The sequence below is a fragment of the Capnocytophaga sp. oral taxon 412 str. F0487 genome (genome assembly GCF_000271925.1).
GTDB lineage: Bacteria > Bacteroidota > Bacteroidia > Flavobacteriales > Flavobacteriaceae > Capnocytophaga > Capnocytophaga ochracea.
The window spans coordinates 45,934-67,219 of sequence record NZ_AJZR01000022.1 but is presented as its reverse complement, the minus strand read 5'-3'; the positions used below and the strand labels follow the sequence as shown (position 1 = coordinate 67,219).

The following is a 21,286-nucleotide window of genomic DNA, read 5'->3' as shown; positions in this document are numbered from 1 at the left end:
AAATTGTTTTTTAATAATTTAGCTAACTTTCAATTCTTAGCTCTTAGCTTTATCAAATTCTGTGCCTTTCTCTTGTTGGGCTGATAATTTTTACATTTTGGAAAACAATAGCCCCTCGTATAACCCCTGCAATAGTGTCGTGTAAGGCTTTGATGATTTGCATTTTTAGTTCGTTTTTGTGATATACCAAGCTGATTTCGCGCGCAGGGTAAGGCTCAGCAAAATAGTGAATGCGTTTCTTTTCTTCCTCTTTCAGTTCCAAAGAGTGTAAATATGGTAACAAAGTCATTCCTAAGCCCTCGTTAGCCAAGCGCACCAAGGTTTCAAAACTACCGCTTTTTAGTTGGAAGTGCTCTTTTGAGTCTATCACATCTTGGTTACAGATATTCAGTACACTGTCCTTAAAACAATGCCCGTCTTCAAGCATCAATATATCGTTGATATCCAAATCCTCAGAATAGATAGTCTTAGAGTTTTGCAAACGGTGATTTTGTGGAATATAAGCCACAAAAGGCTCATAGTATAACGGTCTTTCTACTATCGACGGATTGTGTAGAGGGGTTGCCAAAATCCCTGCATCATAACTCCCGTCCTCTATCTTTTTCAAAATGTTTTCAGTAGTTTGCTCCTCAATTTTTAGGCATACCTTAGGGTATTTATTGATGAAATTAGCGAGAAACATAGGTAGTAGAGTAGGGGAGACGGTAGGGATAATCCCCACGCGAAACTCACCTCCTATATAACCCTTTTGTTGCGCTACTATATCGTTCATTCTCCCCGCTTCATTTACGATTACTTGGGCTTGTTTAACGATTTGTTCTCCCATTTCAGTAACCTGTAAAGGCTTTTTGCTCCTGTCAAAAATAGTAACCCCCAATTCTTCCTCCAATTTCTGCACTTGCATACTCAAGGTAGGCTGGGTAACAAAACTGTGTTCAGCAGCGGTAGTAAAGTTCTTGTATTTCGCTACAGCCAACACATATTGGTATTGAGTAATGGTCATAATTTGCGTTTATTTCAAGTGTGGCAATACTTCTTTTCCTATTTCTTCAAGCACTTCACTTGCAGGACGAGAGCAGTATTTTAGTACGAGCATAATATGGTTAACCCCTATTTTTCCGAGTTCTAAGAACATATCCAATAAATAGTTACGTCCTAAACGGAACCCTAAGTCCATTTTCTGTGGTTCAAAATCAGGGTTATCTTTTAGGTCGATATACACAGGTTGAATATAAGGTTTAGGAGGTTCTCCTTCTTGTTTAAGAGCTTTGCGCCAGTCTTGTATTATCTTCTTAGTGAGAGCAAAATCTCTTGGGTAGTAAATCCACCCGTCCGAGTTTTTCGCAATCCATTCCAAATTTACTCCTCCTATGTGCCCAGTGGCATACATTGGTATATTTTTATGCAAGGGCTTGGGTACTACATCACCCATTTTTTCCATTAGGGTACCATACTCATTGTTGTAGGTAGGGAACTCTTTGCTCCACAAGTCCCGTAACATAGCCATATGCTCCAATACACGAGTACTCCGTGACTCATAAAGTTCATTAAAAGCAGGATATTCTACAGGTCGGTCACCAGAAGCAACTCCCATCATAAAACGCTTCGGAAATAGCACGTCAAGACTCGCTGAAGCCTTCGCTACGTGTAAAGGGTGACGCAGTGGTAGTATTACACTCGCAAAGCCAAACTTAATACTTTGGGTAAGAGTAGCAATGTGTGCCAAATATATCCACGGGTCAAACATTTGTCCTACTTCGTTAAAATCAGGAGTGTATAGAGGAATGTCACGCACCCACACAGCATTAAAGCCTAACATTTCAGCTCGCTGAATGAGTTGTACTTGGTTTTCCATTTTAGGAATAGCCCCTTCGTATGCTTCAATAGGTAGTAGTAAACCAATAGATAATTTGTGTGCGTCTATCATAATGATGAGTTTGTTTAGAACGGCAAAAATAAGAAAAAATAATGTATAAATTCACTAATATCGAAAATCTTTTTTACTCATATATAATATCTATTGATTTTCAGTAATATATATCCCTTTTTACAAATCTCTAATCACCCTTTCTTTATCCTTTCAAAAGCAACTTTCCTACCCTTATTCTTTATTTGCCCGTGCGGTTTACCCCCTCTTTCCAAAACGAACTCTGCCAAAGTTTCAAATTTTAGTAAAGTTGAAATCTACTAATCACCCTCTTTTTATCTCTATCTTAGCTTTAACTTACCCCCACTTTTCCTTCGTTCTTTGTTCGTCATTCGTTCGTTCTTTGTTCGTCTTTTGTTCGTCTTTTGTTCGTCACTCTTTCATTTTTGTGTCGCTACATTCCCCCTCTTTGAGGGGGCTAGGGGGAGGTTTTATTTGTCTTTCCTTTATCTGCCTGTCGTGCTACGACTGCCCGTGCGGCTCACACCTGCCCGTGTGGCTCGCACCGTCTTTCCTATAAGCACTCTATATCTACATTATTTTATTCTTCCGTCCCCATTTGCTAATTTTCAAATTTGTTAATTTACTAATTATACTCACTATTTTATTCTTCCGTCCCCATTTGCTAATTCTCAAATTTGCTAATTTACTAATTATACCCGCTCGTGCGACTCACACCAATTTTGATAAACCAAAAATTTGCCATACCTTTGCACTATTAATTCCAAAAAACAATTTGTATTATGGCAAGAAGTCGAAATGTTATTTTAAACGGACTCTCTGGTATGATTGGTAAAACGTTCGTTTTCCGAAAAGTTAAAGGACAAACAATAGTCTGCAAAGCCCCTTCTAAGTCCCGCGTACCAGCTTCCGAAGCTCAATTAGGCTGTCGCACTAAGTTCCAAGAAGCCGTGCGTTATGCCCAGCTCGTCCTTAAAGACCCACAGCTCAGGGCTTCCTATGAAGTATTACCTAAGGTCAAAAAAGGCACCTCATCAGTTTATCACGCTGCCATCACAGCGTATCTAAACAATACTGCCATTAAAAACTAATAATGTATTAAACTTTCAAACTGCAGAAAAATGAAGTATTATATTATAGCAGGCGAGGCTTCTGGTGATTTGCACGGTGCTAACCTAATGAAAGCCCTATTAGAAAAAGACCCAAAAGCCGAATTCCGCTTTTGGGGGGGCGACCAAATGCAACAGGTAGCAGGTACACAAGTAAAGCATTACCGAGACCTCGCTTTTATGGGCTTCTGGGAAGTAATTACGAACCTGCGCACTATCTTGCGCAATATCGATTTCTGTAAGAAAGATATCACCCAGTTCAACCCCGATGTTCTTATTTTTATAGACTATCCCGGTTTTAATATGCGCATTGCCCAATGGGCTAAACAACAACATATCCCTACTCATTACTACATCTCACCACAAATATGGGCTTGGAAAGAGAACCGCATAAAAGCAATCAAACGCGATGTAGATTTTATGTACGTCATACTCCCGTTTGAAAAAGATTTCTACGAAAGAGAACACCAATACCGCGTGCACTTTGTTGGTCATCCTTTGCTCGATGCTATTGCACAGCGCAAAGAAGTAGATGAGCAGACTTTTAAAAAGGAAAATAACTTAGATGTGCGCCCTATTATAGCACTCTTACCAGGTAGTAGAAAGCAGGAAATAGCCAAGATGCTAAAAATAATGCTCTCTATAGTCGATGATTTTCATCAGTATCAGTTCGTAATAGCAGGAGCCCCCTCAATTGATTATCACTTCTATAAACGTTTTATCAAAGAAGAAAACGTGCATTTTGTAAGCGGTAAAACTTATGATTTGCTCTCAGTGTCATATGCAGCGCTTGTAACCAGTGGTACGGCTACCTTAGAAACCGCCTTGCTCAACGTCCCCGAAGTGGTGTGCTACAAAGGCAATTGGATTTCCTATCATATAGCCAAACGCATTATCAAGCTCAAGTACATTTCATTAGTAAACCTCATTATGGATAAGCCTGTGGTTACTGAGCTTATTCAAGGTGACCTTACTAAAAAAAAATTAGAAGCTGAGCTTAACAAGCTCACTACTTATAGGCACCGTTACGAAGTGTTTAAAGATTATGTTTTGTTGAGAGAAAGGTTAGGCGGAGAAGGTGCAAGCGAAAAAACAGCCTCATTAATATTACGTCAATGTCAGGAAAATTAAACACAGCTAATAGCGTAATTGTGGTTTGTACATTGCTATTGGGTATAAGCAAACTTGTAGTGTATACTAACAAAGTAACACAAGAGCAGCTTAATCAGTGGCTATGTATGCCTCAATCGTTACCTCTGTTTTTAAAACAACCTTGGACGCTCATTTCTTATGCTTTCTATCACGTAAGCATTCAACACCTGTTTTGGAATATGCTCCTGTTATTTTTCACAGGGCATATTTTCTTCAATCTCTTTAACGGAAAACAATTTGTAAAAGCGTATAGCTTTGGGATTATAGGTGGTGGAATCACATTTCTAACCATAGGTTACTTCTTCCCCTCCTTCACTGATAATACGATGCTCTTAGGAGCTTCAGCTGCTGTTATGGGAGCCTTAGCCTTTGTGGTAACCCTGTTCCCCTCTTATAATGTCTATATTTTTACCTTTAAAATAAAATTGCTGTACGTTATATTGGCTTTTATCCTTTTCGATATACTGAATATATCAGTAAACACAGGAGGTAAGATAGCCCACTTCGGAGGTATTTTAGGAGGGATATTCGCAGGACTTACTTCAAAGTACAGTTTTCGCATTCCTAAAAGAGCAAAAATGCCCCAAGAAGAGTCTCCTAAAAAAGAGAAGAAAGTCGTTTCAGAAGAACAACAGATACGAGCACATCAGGTCAATCAACTGTTAGAGAAAATCAGTGCTAGTGGTTATGCAAGTTTAACCGACCAAGAAAAGAAATTCCTCTTTGAAGTGAGCAAGGAGAAAGAAAGCTAATTTGCTATCAATGAGAGGCTAATTCAAACCGCGAATTACTAATAAATGTTAATATTTAGTAGTGGGTATATTTTTAACATATTCTTAACTCACCGTATTTAGATAATGTTATATTTTTGCCCCCAAATAGTTGAATGCTTATTGGTGATGAAGATGAATCGGCTAATATTATGGGTGCTTTTTAGCACTTTAATCGCTTGCAAGGGTAAGCGTAATGAGCCTACTATAATAAGTGGCTTTTTCCCTAATGCAAAGGACTCTTTTGTTGTTCTATACAGCAATGATACTCCTATAGATACTGCTTATTTAGATAAGAATAAAACTTTCCTGTTTAACCTAAATATAACCGAAGGAGAGTTGTTTAACTTTGAAACAGATGGTAAGTATCAATATGTGTATGTAGAACCTAAGGACAGTGTGGTAGTGTATGCCAATGCACTCAGTTTTGAAGAAAGTATCTCATTCTCGGGTAAAGGCTCTGCTATTAATAACTTTTTACTCTCACAATCTAAGATGTCAGATGCGCAAGAAGAAGTTTTTAGGAAGTTTCATTCTTTGCCACCTATGCAGTACAAAAACAAAAGTGATTCCTTATATCAAGAAAGAAAACGGGAGTATGATGATTTTCTCAAACTAAATCCTCAGCTCACCGAGAAAGCAAAAGATTTAGCCCTAGTAAGCGCTACTTTTCCTATCTATAAGGAAATGGAGATATATCCTTTTGTTTATCAAAATAAGAACAACATTTCAATCGTAGATTTACTACCCTATAACTTTTACGACTATCGTAAACAAATTAATTATAACGATAGCTTTTTAGAGTATTTTCGCCCCTATTATAGGTATATGGTAATGTATGTCAATAATCTGGCTTTTACCCAATACACCTATGATACTCACACTTTGGTAGATGTAAGTAGGGAATTAGGTTTCCATTTGCAAAAGATTAAAATCATCGATAGTCTTTTTACCAATGGAAGTTTGAGAGATAACCTATACCGAAATGCAGCTTATGCTTATATTTTTAATATCCAAGAACACACCGAGTATAAAGATTACTTCGATAAATTTGCTAAGTATAACAAAGATAACAAGTATAAAGCTGAATTAGATAAGGTTTTTAGAAACGTAATAGCACTACAAGCGGGAAGAATTCCTCCCGATTTTGATTTGATTAATGCAAACGGTGAACCTACTAAGTTTTCGGAAATACAACAGCCGGAGGTAACTATTTATTACTTTTGGTCAGTCAATCAGAAAGAGCTTTCCAAACTTATTTTCGGAAGAGTTAGTCAGTTAAAGAAGCTATTCCCCAATGTAAAGTTTGTAGGTATTGATATAGGGCAGGATAAAACCCAATGGCGCAAACAAATCTCAAATACCGATTGGACTGACCAATATCACTCTATCAATTTCATAGATTTGTCTCAAAAGTTTTTAATTAATAATATTAACAAATCAGTAATTATAGATAAAAACGGACGTATCATATCGGCTTTTGAAGATATTTTCAGTCCAAACTTAGAAAAAATATTATTATCAAAAGAATCTTAATTATTTATGTCTGACCAGATTATTACCTTTATTATGTATTGCGTTCCGGCTCTTATTGTAGGAGCGGTAGCCTTTTATTTTTTTAGAATACATATTGAAAATGAAGATAAAAAGCGATTATTTCTTCTTCATAAAGAAAACCAAAAGTATACAATGCCTATCCGCTTACAAGCATACGAGCGAATGACACTTTTCTTAGAGCGAATGTCTCCTCAACAACTATTTCTGCGCATTCCTCCTCATAACTTTTCTAAGAAAGAGTATGAAGCATTGCTTGTAAACTCTATTGATGAAGAATTTGAACATAACTTAGCACAACAAATATACCTCAGTGAAAAGCTATGGAATATTATTCGTACTGCTAAAATGGCTACTATTCAAATAATCCGTAAAGTAGCCCTAACCGAAGACATAAAAGACTCACAAGCTATGGTAGAAGCCATATTTAAAGAGTTTGTAGAGAAAGCCACTCCTTCGGCTAATGCACTAAGCCATTTAAAAGAAGAAGTACGTCAATTTTTAAAATAGGAATATTTCTATAAGTATAAAAAAATAAGGGATTGAATTATGTAATTCAATCCCTTATTTGTTATATGTGTACTTTTCCTATGTTTCAGAGATAGAGGTTAAGAATGCTTTTATAATAGTTGCAGACAGTTTGCCTGCCTCTGCTACAAAAGTCTCATATGATACTGCATTCCCTTCGCCTGCCTTATCAGAAATAGCGCGAAGCATTACAAATGGAATGTTTAATAAGTAGCAGGTTTGAGCAATAGCTGCTGCTTCCATCTCTACGGCTTTTGCTTTAGGGAAGGTATTAGCAATTTCTTGTAGTCGGGTGGGCGAGGAAATAAAAGAGTCTCCACTTACTACTTGTCCGTAGTGAAGTGTATGGCTGTATCGTTCGGCTACTTGTTTTAGTTTTTCTGTCCATTGCGTGTTAGCAATAAAGGCAGGAGGCATTTGTGCTTGCTGACCTATTTCATACCCAAAAGCCGTAACGTCTACATCGTGGTGGCGTACTTCAGTAGCTAAGATTATATCGTGTACCGAAGTATCACCTAAGCCTCCGGCAGTACCTGTATTAATAATAAGCGATGGATTGTATCTCTCTATAAGTAAAGTGGTCGCAACCGAAGCGCTTACTTTACCTATACCTGAAAGTAATAATACTACTTCTATCCCATTAAGAGAACCCTCATAAAAAACAAAACGCCCTATTTTAGTTTCTTTGCAAGACTGAATAGAAGTTCTTAAACTATCTATTTCAAGCTCCATTGCACCTATAATTCCTATTTTCATAAATAAAAAATCTTTACTGAATTATTAATTTTTCAAAAGCCTTTGTCTTGAAGGTAAGTTCTTCGTTTTGTTCGTTACTATACACTAAAAGTACAGCCATATTGGGGTGTTTCTCTAAGAAAGCTTTGCTCTTTTCTAATCCCATTACCATAAACATAGTAGCATATCCGTCAGCAAACATAGTGGAAGGAGCAACTACTGTAGCACTGAGCACATCGCTTTGGGTAGCACGTCCGGTAATAGGGTTAATAGAATGTACATATTTGCGCCCATTACTATCTGTCCATACTTTGCGATAGTTACCAGAGGTTGCCAATCCTTGATTGGTAAATTGTATAGTAGCTACCAATTCGCGATCGTCCAAAGGTTTGATAGGGTTTTCTACGCCTATCGTCCACGCTTTGTTCTCTACAGTATTCCTTCCTTTCAGATACATCTCACCTGCTATCTCTACTATATAATTCTTAATACCTTTTGAGCTGAGGAAAGCTGCAACTACATCGGAGGTATAGCCTTGTGCTATGGCATTAAAGTCAAACAGTATTTCAGGAGACTCTTTTTCAATATGGTTATCGGCTGTGAGATGTACTTTATTAAAGCCTACATATTTTTTTAGTTCTGCTATTCTTTCATCTGTGGGGAGTTTATCCTCAGTTATCTTTTGTTTACCGAACCCCCAAGCATTTACTAATACACCTACCGTAGGGTCAAATAACCCTTTACTTTCTTGCCATATTTGCTGAGAGGCTTCAAAAACCTTCCTGAAATGTTCGTCTACTACTACATTTTTATCTCCTGCATTGATTTTAGAAATGTCAGAATCTGGTTTATAGGTAGACATAGACTTATCTATCACTTGTAAAATAGAGTCTATGGCAGGTTTTAAGTCTTTTTTAGTTTTGCTAATGTACTTAATGTGATAAGTACTACCTTGTGCCTCTCCACTTATAAGATGAATTTCATCTTTTACGGGAGGCTGGCAAGCTACTAAACCTATTGCGATACTTAAAAATAGATATTTCATTATTTAATTATTAAAATTTTGCTTCTTCTTGCATAAAGGAATGATTTCTTCAGCAACAATACGATACCGTTCTATTTCTTCAGCTGTGAAATGGGAAGCGTATTGCAGTTCCTCTACTTCAAAGCCTATACTGCGCAATTTATCAAAATAGTCTAAACCGTAGACCCTTACGTGGTCATACTGACCAAAAATACGGGTGCGTTCTTTCGGGTCAGTAATGGTGTTATCTTCAAACGTAATTGCTCTGTGGTAGTCCTGTGGTACTTGAAAAATACCCCAACCACCCTTTTTCATCACACGATAAAGCTCTTTCATTGCTTGGGTATCATCTTGGATATGCTCCAATACGTGGTTGCAAAATATCACATCAAAACATTCGTCTTCAAATGGCAAAGCACACAAATCGGCTTTTACATCTGCCAAAGGAGAATATAGGTCGGTGGTGAGGTAATTGAGGTTAGGTTGTTTTTTAAAGCGTTTATAGAAGGCTTGTTCAGGAGCGACGTGTAGCACTTTTAGCTCACGTGTAAAGAAATCGGTTTCACGAGTAAGATAGAGCCAAAGCAATCGGTGGCGTTCAAGCGATAGGGTAGAGGGCGAGAGTACATTGGGGCGAACTTTGCCGTAGCCATATGGTAAGAATTTCCTAAAAGTCTTGCCATCAATAGGGTCTTGGTATTTCTTTCCTCGCAAGTAGAAAGCTAAAAACGGACGCACCCAATAGCTCATCTTTATAAGCCAAGGGCGTGGAACTTTGTTTAATATAGTGGTAATAATAGCCATTAGAAGGTGTTTTTAGCGAAATAAGGTGAGCCCTACTCCTTTCATTTCTTCGGAATAAACGGGGTAAACAGCTATTTGTACTGAAGATTTCTCTTTGCGTGTAAGCCATTTGGAAGTATATGGCAAGAGCCAATAGGCTGTTTTGGCACTAAGGATACCTATACCTGCCCCTACAAGCACATCGCCTATCCAATGGCGATTATTGTACAAACGCATTGCACCTACGGTGGTAGCTATAGCATAGCCACTGATACCTACCCATATATTCTCATCTTTGTACTCTTGCCAAAGGATTTCCATACCTGTAAAAGCGGTAGCGGTGTGTCCTGAAGGGAAAGAATTGTAAGCACTTTCATCGGGACGATGTATTCTGACACTATATTTTACTCCGTTTACTAAGGCTGCCGTAATGGCATAAGCAGTAGCTCCTACTATGAGCCGTTCCTTTACACTGTGCTTGGCTTTTATACCTAAATTGCTATAAGCAAAGACGCTAGCAATAGGTAGATACTGTATATAATCATCGAAGCGCAACTTCTGTCCGCCGGAATATCTATAAGCGTGTCGTTGTACATAACGATTGATATAAGTAGCGTTGGAGATAACTCCTAAGGTAATCAGAGAAGCAGGAAGTAATACCTGTTTGAGTTTAGGTTTTTCAGTAGCTATTTGCAAAGTATCGGCTGTGAGTACCGACTCGTGGAGTACTGATAAGCTATCGGTTTGAGCTTTTATAGATTGAATGAGAATAAAACAGAAAGCTACAATTAAAAGTAATATTTTCATTTTGTGAAAAAAGGTAAAAAGTAAAAGGTAAGGGTAGGAGGGAAAGATAATTAATTGTTAATTGAGAAATAAATCAGTAATACTGCTCCAATAACAATGCGGTAAATGCCCCATACTTTAAAACCAAATTTGGTGAGGATATGTATAAAGAATTTCACGGCTATCATTGCTACCACAAAAGCTATTACATTACCTATGATAAACAACCAAAAACTCTCATCAGTTTTCATTATCAGCTCGTAGCCTTTCTCCTGGGCAGTACCCCATTTCTTCAAGAAAATAGAATACACGGTTACAGCTAGCATTGTAGGAACGGCTAAGAAGAAAGAGAACTCAGCGGCGGCTTTGCGAGTGAGCCCTTGCGTCATTCCGCCAATAATAGAAGCAGCCGAGCGCGAAGTGCCTGGCATCATTGCTAAACACTGCCAAAAACCAATAGTAACGGCTTTTTTTATTGTGATGTCTTTCTCGTTGTGAATCGTAGGATGTTTGAACCAATTGTCTACAAAAATAAGGATAATACCGCCGACAATTAGGGTAATAGCAATCGCTTTTTGGTTGCCCAAAACTGCTTCAATCTTATCATCGAAAAGCTTACCTAATATAAGAGCAGGGATAACGGCACACGCTAATTTGAAATAGAAGTTCCAATTAGAAAAGTCGAAGAACTTGCGCCAATACAGTACTACTATCGAGAGGATAGCACCAAACTGTATGGAAACTTGAAACATTTTCAAATACTCATCGTCGGGCATTCCCATAAGGGCAGCGGTAAAGCCCATATGTGCGGTTGATGAGATAGGAAGGTACTCGGTGAGTCCTTCGATAATAGCAATAATAATAGCTTGCAGTGTACTCATTCTTATTTTTCTTCTTGTTTTTTATCAGTTTTAGGATTTACTAGAATGGCGTAAATTTCAATGGCAAAACCTAAAAGTACCAAAGCAGGAGCTAAGTGAATACGTCGGAAATTGAAAATAGAGGGGTCGAACACAGCGGGATTATCGCTACCACCACCGCTCATTGTTATAAAACCAAGGGCTATTACTATTAAGCCAATAGCCATAATAAGATAGTTTTTCTTTTCAAAAATGAAAGTTGAATGATGTTTCATCAGTGATTAATTATTAATGATTAATGGTTAATAATAAAGGTCGTTGGTATTGAGGTTTAGGAAACGTTGTGTAGCAAAATAGGTGCTTAGCCAACTGATGAGTATCCCAATGGTTATAATGCTTATAAAAACAATGCTTAAAGTACCTGTATCCATTAAGATATTAAACTCAGGATATGACTTTACAATGGCTAATAACGATAGATAGAAAAGCACTATGGCTATTAGAGCGCTGAGAATGCCCAATCGTACATTTGTCCATAAAAACGGACGGCGTATGAAACTGCGCGTAGCCCCTACTAATTGCATTGTTTTGATGATAAAACGTTTGGAATAAATGGAGAGGCGAATAGAGGCATTGATAAGCAAGATAGATACAAAAGTGAATAGGGCACTGAAAATTAATGTAACAATACCTATTCTGTTCACATTTTCGTGGATAAGAGCTACCAAAGATTGGTCGTATACTACTTCGGTAACAAAAGAGTTTTGCTCTAACTCACGTTTGATTTCACGCATCTTATCGGGCTCGGCATATTCGGCTTTTAGGCTTAAATCGATGGTGTTTTGCAGAGGGTTAGTACCGATGAAGGTAACAAAATCTTCGCCGATATCCTTACTGAACTTTTCGGCAGCAACTTCTTTTGATACAAAACGCACTGACTTTACAAAACTCGCTACCGAAAGAGTTTTCTGTAACTGTTCGATGTCGGCATTTTTAGCATCGTCCTTTATCAAGACGGTAACGGTTACTTGCTCTTTGAAGTAATTGGCTAATTTATTAGCACTTAATACTAAAAAACTAAAAAAGCCCATAAGAAAGAGCACTAAGGTAATGCTCACTATTACCGAAAAATAGGAGGTAATTAATCTTCGTTTGTTAAATGAATCGATGGAACGTGCCATTCTTATATTTTTTGTTTTAAGATAGAAAATCACGCAAAAGTACAACTTTTTTTTGAATTAGCAACTAATTTAATACCAATAATGTCAATAATGCCAAAAATACCAAATCAATGACGAGTGATAAGTGACGGTGTGACGAAAGCCCCCGAACCCCCGAAGGGGGACAAGCTTTAAAAGGAAACCGATGTGAGGTTGTAGCACGATAGGCAGTGCGAGCCGCACAAGCAGGTGTGAGCCACACGAGCGGGTATAATTAGTAAATTAGCAAATTTGAGAATTAGCAAATGGAGACGGAAGAATAAAATAATGTAGATATGGAGAGCTTATAGGAAGCCTTATTTAATGATTAATGGTTAATGATTAATTTGGGAGAAGCTTATAGGAAAGACGAACAAAAGACGAACAAAGAACGAACAAAGAACGAACAGAGAACGAACAAAGAACGAACAAAGAACGAACAAAAGACGGTGCGATCCGCACGAGCAGATAGAGAAATGACGAACAAAAAACGAACAATGAGCGAAGGTAAGAGGGTAGTAATTGGGAATAAAAATAACTCTCGTTTTTGCGAGAAGTGCAAAAACGAGAGTTACAACGAATAATAAAAACTTATTTTTACTGGTTAGCAGTTTCTTTTCGGCGCTTTTTCTCTGCTTTTAGCAAAGTGAGTTCACGTCCTGTTTGCCCTGCTACTGAGGTATTTTCTTCGGCTCGGCGGATAAGGTAAGGCATCACTTCGCGCACGGGACCAAAAGGCAAATACTTGGCTACGTTATAGCCTTCCTTAGAGGCATTGAAGCTGATATGGTCGCTCATACCGTAGAGTTGTGCTATCCACACGCGTTTGTCGTTAGGTTGCAAGCCTTTTTTGTGCATCAAATCCATTACCAGGGCAGCACTTTCTTCGTTGTGAGTACCTGCAAAGAGCGCAATCCTATCGATATGGTCAATAATATAGCGCACAACAGCGTTATAATTATCGTCGGTTGCTTGCTTGCTGGGGCAAATGGGAGTGGGATAGCCTAGCTCGGCAGCGCGTTCGTTTTCTTTTTCCATATAGGCACCTCGTACGATTTTTACGCCTATGTAGAAGCCTTTATCTACGGCACGTTCATAAAGTTCTTTTAGGTAAGGCAAACGGTCGTGGCGGTACATTTGCAAGGTATTGTATACGATAGGTTCTTCTTTGTTGTACTTCTGCATCATCTCTTCTACGAGGTCATCGGCAGCAGTTTGCATCCAGCTTTCTTCGGCGTCTACCAAAATAGGAATTTTATACTCGTAGGCGCGCTTGCAGGCTGCGTCGAAACGAGATTTGATGCGCTCCCATTCTTTTTCTTCTTCGGGGGTAAGGGCTTTTTTCTCGGTGAGTTTTTGGAAGATGGCAAAACGCCCAAATCCCGTAGGTTTAAATACCACAATAGGAATACCTTCGTTGCGATGGAGATTACCAAAATCGATGGTTTCCATTGTTTTTTCGAAAGTAGCTTCGATAGAGGATTCGTCTTCTTTACCTTCTACGGAATAGTCGAGCACAGAGCCTACGCCTTTTTGATGCATCTTTTGGATTACGGGAAGGCAGTCTTGTTCGGAGATACCTCCGCAGAACTGCTTAAAGACGGTGCGCTTGATGAGTCCTTCGACGGGCAGGCGCAGTTTTAAGGAGAAGTTGGTAAGGGCAGTGCCCACACGAGTAAGGGTATTACTGCCAATAAGTTTAAAAAGGCGGTAAGCCCAGTTGAGTTCGGATTGGCTTTTGAGGGCAAAAGCGGTTTGGGTATCGGAAAATCTACTCATAATATTTTAATGATTAAAGGTTAGTTGAGGCAAAGTTACTATTTATTTTGAAAGAAACAAACTTTTTCTTAATTATTTTTATCACTGTATTTACTACTAATTATTAATTGCAACGTATATCCTTCTATGGGACTTAAATCTTTATTACCTGTATAGGCATCGGTAGTTAACTATGGATAGCGCGGTTTTCGGTGGTAGCAAGGGCGGCTTCCTTTATTGCTTCGGTAAAGGTAGGGTGAGCGTGGCAGATGCGAGCGATATCTTCGGCACTGGCACGGAACTCCATTGCTGTAACGGCTTCGGCTATCATATCGGCAGCACGAGCTCCAATGATGTGTACGCCAAGTACTTCATCGGTTTCGGTGTCAGCCAAAATCTTTACAAAGCCGTCGGTATCCATACTGGCACGGGCGCGCCCTAAGGCACGAAAAGCAAATTGCCCTACTTTATAGGCTATGCCGTCAGCTTTTAGTTGCTCTTCACTTTTTCCTACTGAAGCTACTTCAGGCCAGGTGTAAACAACACCAGGGATAAGATTATAGTCGATATGTGGTTTTTGTCCAGCGAGTTGTTCTACTACCAATACGCCTTCTTCTTCGGCTTTATGGGCGAGCATAGCTCCGCGTACTACATCACCTATGGCATAGATGTTAGGCACATTGGTTTGCAGGTGGTCGTTTACTATTACCCTACCGCGCTCGTCTTTCTGTACACCTGCTACTTCGAGGTTAAGACCCTCGGTATAAGGGCGACGACCTACGGCTACTAAGCAGTAATCACCTTTAAGGATAAGCTCTTCGCCTTTGGGAGTGGTAGCTTTTACAGTTACTGTTTTGCCCTTGCGAGTTACTTCTTTCACCTGATGACCTGTATAGAAAGCAAAGCCCTGTTTTTTGAGTACTTTGGTAAGTTCGCGCCCTAAGCCTCTATCCATCGTAGGGATAATGCTATCGGTGTATTCTACTACCGACACTTTAGCTCCTAAGCGACTGTATACTTGCCCCAATTCTAAGCCTATTACGCCCCCACCAATCACGATGAGGTGTTCTGGTACTTCTTTTAGCTGGAGGGCTTCAGTAGAAGTAATAATACGTTCTTTATCGACTGTAATAAAAGGTAAGGAGGCAGGTTTAGAGCCGGTAGCAATAATGGTGTGCTTGGCTTCTATGGTCTCTGCCTTGCCTTTATTAGGAGTAATCTTAATTTGTGTGGGTGATACAAAGCTCCCTACCCCGGTAAAAACGTCTACTTTGTTTTTCTCCATTAGGAATTTTACCCCTGCGCAAGTTTGCTCTACCACAGCTGCCTTACGAGCAATCATTTTCTCTAAGCTAAACTTTACTTTGCCTGTGATTTCAATACCGTGGGCTTCGAGGTGTTTGGAGGCGTTTTCGTAGTGGTGAGAAGAGTCGAGTAAGGCTTTAGAAGGGATACAGCCTACATTAAGGCAAGTGCCTCCTAAGGTATTATATTTTTCAATAAGGGCAGTTTTAAAGCCTAATTGACCTGCGCGAATGGCGGCTACATAACCGCCAGGACCTGAACCGATGATAACAATGTCGTATGTTTTCATATTACTTAGTTTTTTGAAAGGCAAAGTTAGGGTTTATAATTGATATTTGCAAGTAGTTTTTCACTTTTTTCTACCGCATAGAAAAAGGGACTATCCTTTTTAGGACAGTCCCTTTTATATATTCAGTAATTAGATATTACTTTTTAGATTGTTCTTTAGTATGGTCAGCTTCGTCCTTTACAGTGTCGTAAATGAGAGGAGCTGCCACGAAGATAGAAGAGTAAGTGCCGATGAGTACCCCGATAATCATTGCGAACATAAAGCCACGCAAGGTTTCACCACCAAAGATAAAGATAGTAACGAGTACTGCCATAGTGGTAAATGAGGTGTTCAAGGTACGGCTAAGGGTAGTGTTGAGTGCGTGATTGATTTTCTCTCTTGACCAATGAGGCTCACGCATTACTTCCCTGATACGGTCGTAGATAATCACCGTGTCGTTTAGTGAGTAACCTACTACTGTAAGGATAGCTGCAATAAAGGCTTGGTCGATTTCCATATTGAAAGGCATAATGCTATAAGTGAGCGAGTAGATACCGAGTACCATTAGCACGTCGTGCGCTGAAGATACAATCGCACCCATAGAGAACTGCCATTTGCGGAAACGGAATAAGATATATAGACCGATTACAATAAGCGAACCGATAACTGACCAGAACGCACTGCTCTTAATATCTTCAGCGATAGTAGGCCCTACTTTCATAGATTGCATAATACCAATCTTATCAGTAGAACTAGCTTTAGCAAAACTATCGAATGAAGTACCTTCGGGTAAGAATTTCTGTAAGCCTTTGTACAAGAGCTCTTGTATTTCATTATCTACTTCAGTACTTTCTTCTTGTACTTTGTATTTGGTAGAAATTTTAACTTGGTTAGGAGCACCAAAAGTCTTTACTTCCACATTTCCTAAAGTAGTTTTGAGCGCATCGGCTACTTGGGTAGGATTAACTTCTTTTTCAAAACGAATTTGGTAAGTTCTACCACCTACGAAATCGATACCTTGGTCGAGACCACGAGTAGAAAGAGAAATGATACCTATTATTGATAGGATAATAGAAAAAGCATATCCTATTTTGCGTTTGCCGATGAAGTTGAGATCTACATTTTTGAACCAGTTCTTAGTAATAGGAGTGGTGAAAGTAAGTGTGTGTTTTTTCTCAACGCTATAGTCGATAAACAAGCGAGTGATAAAGATAGCGGTGAACAAAGTAGTTGCAATACCAATGAGCAAGGTAGTTGCAAAACCTTGAATAGGACCGCTACCAAAGAACAACAAGATAAGAGCAGTAAGCGCTGTAGTAATGTTAGAGTCTAAGATAGATGATAGGGCGTGTTTGAAACCATCAACCACTGCTTGATTGATGTTTTTACCTTTGCGCAGTTCTTCTTTCGACCGCTCGAATATCAGCACGTTCGAGTCGACTGCCATACCAATGGTAAGCACGATACCCGCAATACCAGGGAGCGTAAGTACAGCTTCTATACTTGCTAACACTCCAAATATGAGGAGTATATTGAATACCAAAGCGAGGTCGGCATAAATACCGGCACGACCGTAGTAGAATATCATCCACGCAAAGATGAAGATAGTAGCGATAAGGAAAGAGTTCATACCGCTATCGATAGCTTCTTGTCCTAAAGAAGGTCCTACGATTTCAGATTGTACTATATCAGCACTTGCGGGTAATTTACCAGCACGGAGCACGTTAGCAAGGTCGACAGCTTCATTTAAAGTAAAATGCCCTGTAATTTCAGAGCGACCTCCTGAAATAGCGCCTGTAGTTACTCCTGGTGCTGAATATACGATGTTATCGAGTACGATAGCAATATTGGTGTTTTGAGTAAAAGCTTTACCTGTAAGCGCTTCCCAAATGCGTGCTCCTTTACCGTCCATTTGCATAGATACGGCAGGCTGGTTGCGAACATCATAGGTTTGTTCGGCTTGGGTTACTACGTTACCTGTAAGAGGAGGGGTGTTATCGCGGTTGCCTTTTAGGGCATAAAGTTCGATAAGGGAGGTCTTTTTATCAGGTTTACCCCAAGCGAATTTTACATACTGCAATGAAGCAGGAATCAAATGTTTTGCTTCAGGAGAATTGATATAGCTATTTACTTGAGCAGTATCTTTTAAACTTACTGTAAAAAGTACTGGAGAACCTTCATAAGAATTAGCTTTGATAAGGTCAAACAAAGGATTGCCTTTTCCTTGTTGAGTAGGAACAGAATCCTTCTTTACATCAGTAAGTAGAGAGTCGATAGCACTGCTACCTGATTGAGTAGCGGCTGTGAGCGTATCTTTTACTTTATCTGTAGTTTTAGCAGTAGATTTAAGTTGCTCGTTGAGGGCTTGTAAATAAGGGAAAACATCAGTATTCTTATAAGTTTCCCAAAATTCAAGCTGAGCGGTACTTTGCAAGAGTGATTGCACACGAGTGATATCTTTGGCACCAGGAAGTTCTACAAGGATACGACCTGAGTTACCAAGGCGCTGGATATTAGGTTGAGAAACGCCAAATTTATCGATACGTTTGCGCAATACCTCAAAAGCAGATACGATAGACTCGTCTACGCGTTTTCTGATGATAGGGCGCACCTCACTATCACTCATTTGGAAGTTGATTTGGTCGCTGAGGGTTTTATTAGCGAACACATCGGGGGAGGCTAATTTACCTCCGTTCTTAGCGTAAGCCTCGAAGAACAAATCCAAGTAGGTTTTGTCGGTTTTACGGAGCTGTTCATCGGCTTCGGCTAATGATTTGTTAAAGATAGGGTCTTTGGAGTTGTCAGCAAGACCTCTCAAGATGTCTTTTACGGAAATTTGCAGAATCACGTTGATACCGCCTTTAAGGTCGAGACCGCGGTTCAATTCTTTAGCTTTTACTTCACCATAAGTGAATTTTGTAAAACCGAGGTTATAGACATCTTGCCCCATTTTATCGTCCAAATACTTCGCTTCTATAGCTTCGCGTTTAGCGATATAGTCAGCTTGAGTATTAGGCACTTTTGCCTCAGCGAATGCTTTGGCTTCATCTTCTACTCTACCTGCCACGTAGGTGAATGAAAGCTGATAAATACATATTAGCCCAAACAATATGGCAAATAGTTTCACAAGTCCTTTGTTTTGCATTTTTTTAATTAAATAATTTACTTATTTTATCTCTTCAAACGGCAAAGATATATATTTTACTGAACATAGAAAAATAAAGTCCTAAAAAATTATATTTTATTTATATTTGAAAGGCTGGCATAAGGGGTATATATTCTTATATATTTATTGATTATCAAATGGATAAATGAGTTTAATACCACAATGCCAAAAATGCTAATAATACCGATTGTTTAATGGTTAATGATTAATGGTTAATGGTTAATGGTTAATGGTTAATGGTTAATTTGGGAGAAGCTTATAGGAAAGACGAACAAAAGACGAATAAAAGACGAACAAAAGACGGTGCGAGCCGCACGGGCAGATGGAGAAAGAACGAACAAATGACGGTGCGAGCCGCACGGGCAGATAGAGAAAAGACAAAGGAAGGGTGGGGGTACGTTGAGGTTAAGAGGTGGTTTAAATTAGGGTAAAGTGAATTTTTTACTTATTTATGTCTCTTTTTGGAGTTTATTCACTACTTTTGCACCCGATTTTAAAACAAAATATTAGTAAGAATGAAAAGAATCTTATTAATATTCAGTGTGGTAGTGCTGTTGCTTACAACTTATGGTTGTTCGTGTGTAAGTACTTACGAAGAATGTTCGACCAAGAAGGTAACAGCATTAATGATAGTAAACTCGCTACCAAATTATACTCTTAAAAAAACTAATTAACAAATTAGCAAATTAGCAGATTCGAAAATTAGCAGATTAGCAAATTAACTTTATGTCTTTACAACAAGAAATACAAAAACGCCGTACCTTCGGCATCATCTCTCACCCCGACGCGGGAAAGACAACCCTTACCGAAAAACTCTTACTCTTCGGGGGGGCTATCCAAGAAGCTGGCGCGGTGAAATCGAATAAAATAAAGAAAGGAGCTACCTCCGACTTTATGGAGATTGAACGCCAACGTGGGATTTCCGTAGCTACTTCGGTGCTGGCTTTTAACTACAAAGAGCATAAAATAAACATCTTAGATACCCCCGGGCACAAGGATTTCGCCGAGGATACCTTCCGCACTCTCACGGCTGTGGACAGTGTAATTGTGGTTATTGACGTTGCCAAAGGGGTGGAAGAGCAAACCGAAAAACTCGTTGAAGTGTGCCGTATGCGTAATATTCCTATGATTGTGTTTATTAATAAGTTAGACCGTGAGGGGAAAGACGCCTTCGACCTGTTGGACGAAGTAGAACAGAAGTTAGGCTTAAAGGTTACTCCGCTGAGCTTTCCCATAGGGATGGGGTATGATTTCAAAGGGATTTACAACATCTGGGAGAAGAATATCAACCTTTTTTCAGGCGACAGCCGTAAGAATATAGAGGAAACTATAGCCTTCAACGATATTAATAGTCCTGAATTAGAGAAGATTATATCCGAACAATCCGCCGAGAACCTCCGTTCCGATTTGGAGTTAGTGTATGAAGTATATCCTAAATTCGATAGAGAAGCCTACCTCAAAGGAGACCAACAACCTGTATTTTTTGGCTCGGCATTGAATAATTTTGGGGTAAGAGAACTCTTGGATTGTTTTGTGGAAATTGCTCCTTCGCCCCGCCCGAAAGCCAGTGAAGAGCGCATCGTAAACCCTGAAGAACCTACTTTTACGGGCTTCGTCTTCAAGATTCACGCAAATATGGACCCTAACCACCGCGACCGTTTGGCGTTTGTGAAAATTGTTTCGGGCACTTTCGAGCGTAACAAACCTTATTTACATACGCGTTTAGGCAAGAAGTTGAAGTTTTCCAGTCCGAATGCTTTCTTTGCCGAAAAGAAAGAAGTGGTGGATATCTCGTATGCGGGGGATATTGTAGGATTGCACGATACGGGGAACTTTAAGATAGGCGATACACTTACTGAAGGTGAAGTATTGCACTTCAAGGGGATACCGAGCTTCTCTCCTGAGCACTTCCGCTACATTAACAATGCTGACCCACTGAAATCTAAACAATTAGAAAAAGGCATCGACCAGCTAATGGACGAAGGGGTGGCACAGCTCTTTAAGTTAGACTTCAACGGTCGCAAAGTAATTGGGACGGTAGGAGCACTCCAATACGAGGTAATTCAGTATCGATTAGAACACGAGTATGGGGCAAAGTGTAGTTATGAAAACTTTCCTATTTATAAAGCTTGTTGGGTAGAGGAGCCTGAAAACCCCAAAGATGCTGAGTATCTTGATTTCTTACGCGTAAAACAGAAGTTCTTAGCACGCGATAAGCAGAATCAATTAGTTTTCTTAGCTGACTCAGCTTTCTCTATTGAGATGGTAAAACAAAAGTACCCGAACTTAAAGTTGCATTTTACATCGGAGTTTGAGTAAGAAGAAATATTGATATACATAAAGTATCAGAATAGAAAAAGTTTCCTCATATTAAAATGTAGGAAACTTTTTTTGTTTATAA

At 39.2% G+C, this 21,286-nt stretch carries 20 protein-coding genes; 8 read left to right on the top strand and 12 right to left on the bottom strand.

The features are described 5' to 3' along the window. Window positions 1–52: 52 nt before the first annotated feature. Both HMPREF1321_RS03385 and HMPREF1321_RS03380 read right to left on the bottom strand, forming a co-directional pair. Window positions 53–1,003, bottom strand: a complete 951-nt coding sequence (locus HMPREF1321_RS03385; protein WP_009421395.1) for a hydrogen peroxide-inducible genes activator — start codon at window positions 1,001–1,003, stop codon at window positions 53–55. A 9-nt stretch (window positions 1,004–1,012) separates the two neighbouring features. Continuing rightward, entirely contained in the window at window positions 1,013–1,927 is a 915-nt protein-coding gene (locus HMPREF1321_RS03380) for an LLM class oxidoreductase (protein WP_009421337.1), read from the bottom strand. Window positions 1,928–2,670: 743 nt separating this feature from the next. Between HMPREF1321_RS03380 and HMPREF1321_RS03375 the strand changes: the two genes are divergently transcribed. The 5 genes from HMPREF1321_RS03375 (at window position 2,671) to HMPREF1321_RS03355 (ending at window position 6,983) form a co-directional block, all read left to right on the top strand. Continuing rightward, window positions 2,671–2,979: a hypothetical protein gene (locus tag HMPREF1321_RS03375; protein WP_034575611.1), complete on the top strand. Its 309-nt coding sequence runs from the start codon at window positions 2,671–2,673 to the stop codon at window positions 2,977–2,979. 30 nt (window positions 2,980–3,009) lie between these two features. Next, on the top strand, window positions 3,010–4,128 hold the full coding sequence (gene lpxB / locus HMPREF1321_RS03370) for a lipid-A-disaccharide synthase (RefSeq protein WP_009421355.1): 1,119 nt from the start codon (window positions 3,010–3,012) through the stop codon (window positions 4,126–4,128). Continuing rightward, window positions 4,113–4,901, top strand: a complete 789-nt coding sequence (locus HMPREF1321_RS03365; protein WP_009421400.1) for a rhomboid family intramembrane serine protease — start codon at window positions 4,113–4,115, stop codon at window positions 4,899–4,901. The genes lpxB and HMPREF1321_RS03365 overlap by 16 nt, the downstream gene beginning before the upstream one ends. Before the next feature lie 147 nt (window positions 4,902–5,048). Further along, window positions 5,049–6,455, top strand: a complete 1,407-nt coding sequence (locus HMPREF1321_RS03360) for a TlpA family protein disulfide reductase (protein ID WP_034575609.1) — start codon at window positions 5,049–5,051, stop codon at window positions 6,453–6,455. A 6-nt stretch (window positions 6,456–6,461) separates the two neighbouring features. Continuing rightward, a complete protein-coding gene (locus tag HMPREF1321_RS03355; RefSeq protein WP_009421360.1) occupies window positions 6,462–6,983 on the top strand; it encodes a hypothetical protein in 522 nt (173 codons plus the stop codon). A 78-nt stretch (window positions 6,984–7,061) separates the two neighbouring features. Here HMPREF1321_RS03355 and HMPREF1321_RS03350 read toward each other — a convergent pair whose 3' ends face one another. Genes HMPREF1321_RS03350 through HMPREF1321_RS03320 form a run of 7 tightly spaced genes read right to left on the bottom strand, consistent with a single transcriptional unit; the run spans window position 7,062 to window position 12,370 of the window. Next, window positions 7,062–7,757 carry a 5'-methylthioadenosine/adenosylhomocysteine nucleosidase gene (locus HMPREF1321_RS03350; protein ID WP_009421369.1) on the bottom strand — a complete coding sequence of 232 codons (696 nt, stop codon included), beginning with the start codon at window positions 7,755–7,757 and terminating at the stop codon, window positions 7,062–7,064. Window positions 7,758–7,770: 13 nt separating this feature from the next. Continuing rightward, window positions 7,771–8,781 (bottom strand): FAD:protein FMN transferase, encoded by a 1,011-nt coding sequence (locus HMPREF1321_RS03345; protein WP_009421381.1) that lies wholly within the window; start codon window positions 8,779–8,781, stop codon window positions 7,771–7,773. A gap of 3 nt (window positions 8,782–8,784) precedes the next feature. Next, entirely contained in the window at window positions 8,785–9,564 is a 780-nt protein-coding gene (locus tag HMPREF1321_RS03340; RefSeq protein ID WP_009421357.1) for a class I SAM-dependent methyltransferase, read from the bottom strand. A 12-nt stretch (window positions 9,565–9,576) separates the two neighbouring features. Further along, window positions 9,577–10,350 (bottom strand): phosphatase PAP2 family protein, encoded by a 774-nt coding sequence (locus HMPREF1321_RS03335; RefSeq protein ID WP_009421341.1) that lies wholly within the window; start codon window positions 10,348–10,350, stop codon window positions 9,577–9,579. A 50-nt stretch (window positions 10,351–10,400) separates the two neighbouring features. Continuing rightward, complete coding sequence (locus tag HMPREF1321_RS03330) at window positions 10,401–11,210, bottom strand: undecaprenyl-diphosphate phosphatase (RefSeq protein ID WP_002672638.1); 810 nt, start codon at window positions 11,208–11,210, stop codon at window positions 10,401–10,403. Window positions 11,211–11,212: 2 nt separating this feature from the next. Next, window positions 11,213–11,464, bottom strand: a complete 252-nt coding sequence (locus HMPREF1321_RS03325; RefSeq protein ID WP_002672637.1) for a DUF3098 domain-containing protein — start codon at window positions 11,462–11,464, stop codon at window positions 11,213–11,215. Between the two features lie 27 nt (window positions 11,465–11,491). After that, window positions 11,492–12,370, bottom strand: coding sequence for a cell division protein FtsX (locus tag HMPREF1321_RS03320; RefSeq protein ID WP_002672636.1), 879 nt, complete (start codon window positions 12,368–12,370; stop codon window positions 11,492–11,494). Window positions 12,371–12,726: 356 nt separating this feature from the next. Between HMPREF1321_RS03320 and HMPREF1321_RS11840 the strand changes: the two genes are divergently transcribed. After that, on the top strand, window positions 12,727–12,972 hold the full coding sequence (locus HMPREF1321_RS11840; RefSeq protein WP_034575607.1) for a hypothetical protein: 246 nt from the start codon (window positions 12,727–12,729) through the stop codon (window positions 12,970–12,972). Window positions 12,973–12,985: 13 nt separating this feature from the next. Here the strand turns inward: HMPREF1321_RS11840 and HMPREF1321_RS03310 are convergent, their stop codons facing one another. From HMPREF1321_RS03310 to secDF, 3 genes are all read right to left on the bottom strand, one after another. Beyond that, window positions 12,986–14,167, bottom strand: coding sequence for a proline dehydrogenase family protein (locus HMPREF1321_RS03310; RefSeq protein ID WP_009410265.1), 1,182 nt, complete (start codon window positions 14,165–14,167; stop codon window positions 12,986–12,988). Window positions 14,168–14,333: 166 nt separating this feature from the next. Next, window positions 14,334–15,740 carry a dihydrolipoyl dehydrogenase gene (gene lpdA / locus HMPREF1321_RS03305; RefSeq protein WP_034575605.1) on the bottom strand — a complete coding sequence of 469 codons (1,407 nt, stop codon included), beginning with the start codon at window positions 15,738–15,740 and terminating at the stop codon, window positions 14,334–14,336. 136 nt (window positions 15,741–15,876) lie between these two features. After that, a complete protein-coding gene (secDF, locus tag HMPREF1321_RS03300) occupies window positions 15,877–18,864 on the bottom strand; it encodes a protein translocase subunit SecDF (RefSeq protein WP_009421384.1) in 2,988 nt (995 codons plus the stop codon). Window positions 18,865–19,400: 536 nt separating this feature from the next. Here secDF and HMPREF1321_RS11455 point away from each other — a divergent pair. Further along, window positions 19,401–19,559, top strand: coding sequence for a hypothetical protein (locus tag HMPREF1321_RS11455; protein ID WP_157461773.1), 159 nt, complete (start codon window positions 19,401–19,403; stop codon window positions 19,557–19,559). Between the two features lie 52 nt (window positions 19,560–19,611). Further along, window positions 19,612–21,204: a peptide chain release factor 3 gene (locus tag HMPREF1321_RS03290; RefSeq protein WP_009421339.1), complete on the top strand. Its 1,593-nt coding sequence runs from the start codon at window positions 19,612–19,614 to the stop codon at window positions 21,202–21,204. The last annotated feature ends 82 nt before the right edge of the window (window positions 21,205–21,286 follow it).

What these genes read in the sequence shown, in the direction of transcription:
- HMPREF1321_RS03385 (WP_009421395.1), bottom strand. Translation starts at nt 1,003, where the DNA reads ATGACCATTACTCAATACCAATATGTGTTGGCTGTAGCGAAATACAAG.
- HMPREF1321_RS03380 (WP_009421337.1), bottom strand. Translation starts at nt 1,927, where the DNA reads ATGATAGACGCACACAAATTATCTATTGGTTTACTACTACCTATTGAA.
- HMPREF1321_RS03375 (WP_034575611.1), top strand. Translation starts at nt 2,671, where the DNA reads ATGGCAAGAAGTCGAAATGTTATTTTAAACGGACTCTCTGGTATGATT.
- lpxB (WP_009421355.1), top strand. Translation starts at nt 3,010, where the DNA reads ATGAAGTATTATATTATAGCAGGCGAGGCTTCTGGTGATTTGCACGGT.
- HMPREF1321_RS03365 (WP_009421400.1), top strand. Translation starts at nt 4,113, where the DNA reads ATGTCAGGAAAATTAAACACAGCTAATAGCGTAATTGTGGTTTGTACA.
- HMPREF1321_RS03360 (WP_034575609.1), top strand. Translation starts at nt 5,049, where the DNA reads ATGAAGATGAATCGGCTAATATTATGGGTGCTTTTTAGCACTTTAATC.
- HMPREF1321_RS03355 (WP_009421360.1), top strand. Translation starts at nt 6,462, where the DNA reads ATGTCTGACCAGATTATTACCTTTATTATGTATTGCGTTCCGGCTCTT.
- HMPREF1321_RS03350 (WP_009421369.1), bottom strand. Translation starts at nt 7,757, where the DNA reads ATGAAAATAGGAATTATAGGTGCAATGGAGCTTGAAATAGATAGTTTA.
- HMPREF1321_RS03345 (WP_009421381.1), bottom strand. Translation starts at nt 8,781, where the DNA reads ATGAAATATCTATTTTTAAGTATCGCAATAGGTTTAGTAGCTTGCCAG.
- HMPREF1321_RS03340 (WP_009421357.1), bottom strand. Translation starts at nt 9,564, where the DNA reads ATGGCTATTATTACCACTATATTAAACAAAGTTCCACGCCCTTGGCTT.
- HMPREF1321_RS03335 (WP_009421341.1), bottom strand. Translation starts at nt 10,350, where the DNA reads ATGAAAATATTACTTTTAATTGTAGCTTTCTGTTTTATTCTCATTCAA.
- HMPREF1321_RS03330 (WP_002672638.1), bottom strand. Translation starts at nt 11,210, where the DNA reads ATGAGTACACTGCAAGCTATTATTATTGCTATTATCGAAGGACTCACC.
- HMPREF1321_RS03325 (WP_002672637.1), bottom strand. Translation starts at nt 11,464, where the DNA reads ATGAAACATCATTCAACTTTCATTTTTGAAAAGAAAAACTATCTTATT.
- HMPREF1321_RS03320 (WP_002672636.1), bottom strand. Translation starts at nt 12,370, where the DNA reads ATGGCACGTTCCATCGATTCATTTAACAAACGAAGATTAATTACCTCC.
- HMPREF1321_RS11840 (WP_034575607.1), top strand. Translation starts at nt 12,727, where the DNA reads ATGATTAATTTGGGAGAAGCTTATAGGAAAGACGAACAAAAGACGAAC.
- HMPREF1321_RS03310 (WP_009410265.1), bottom strand. Translation starts at nt 14,167, where the DNA reads ATGAGTAGATTTTCCGATACCCAAACCGCTTTTGCCCTCAAAAGCCAA.
- lpdA (WP_034575605.1), bottom strand. Translation starts at nt 15,740, where the DNA reads ATGAAAACATACGACATTGTTATCATCGGTTCAGGTCCTGGCGGTTAT.
- secDF (WP_009421384.1), bottom strand. Translation starts at nt 18,864, where the DNA reads ATGCAAAACAAAGGACTTGTGAAACTATTTGCCATATTGTTTGGGCTA.
- HMPREF1321_RS11455 (WP_157461773.1), top strand. Translation starts at nt 19,401, where the DNA reads ATGAAAAGAATCTTATTAATATTCAGTGTGGTAGTGCTGTTGCTTACA.
- HMPREF1321_RS03290 (WP_009421339.1), top strand. Translation starts at nt 19,612, where the DNA reads ATGTCTTTACAACAAGAAATACAAAAACGCCGTACCTTCGGCATCATC.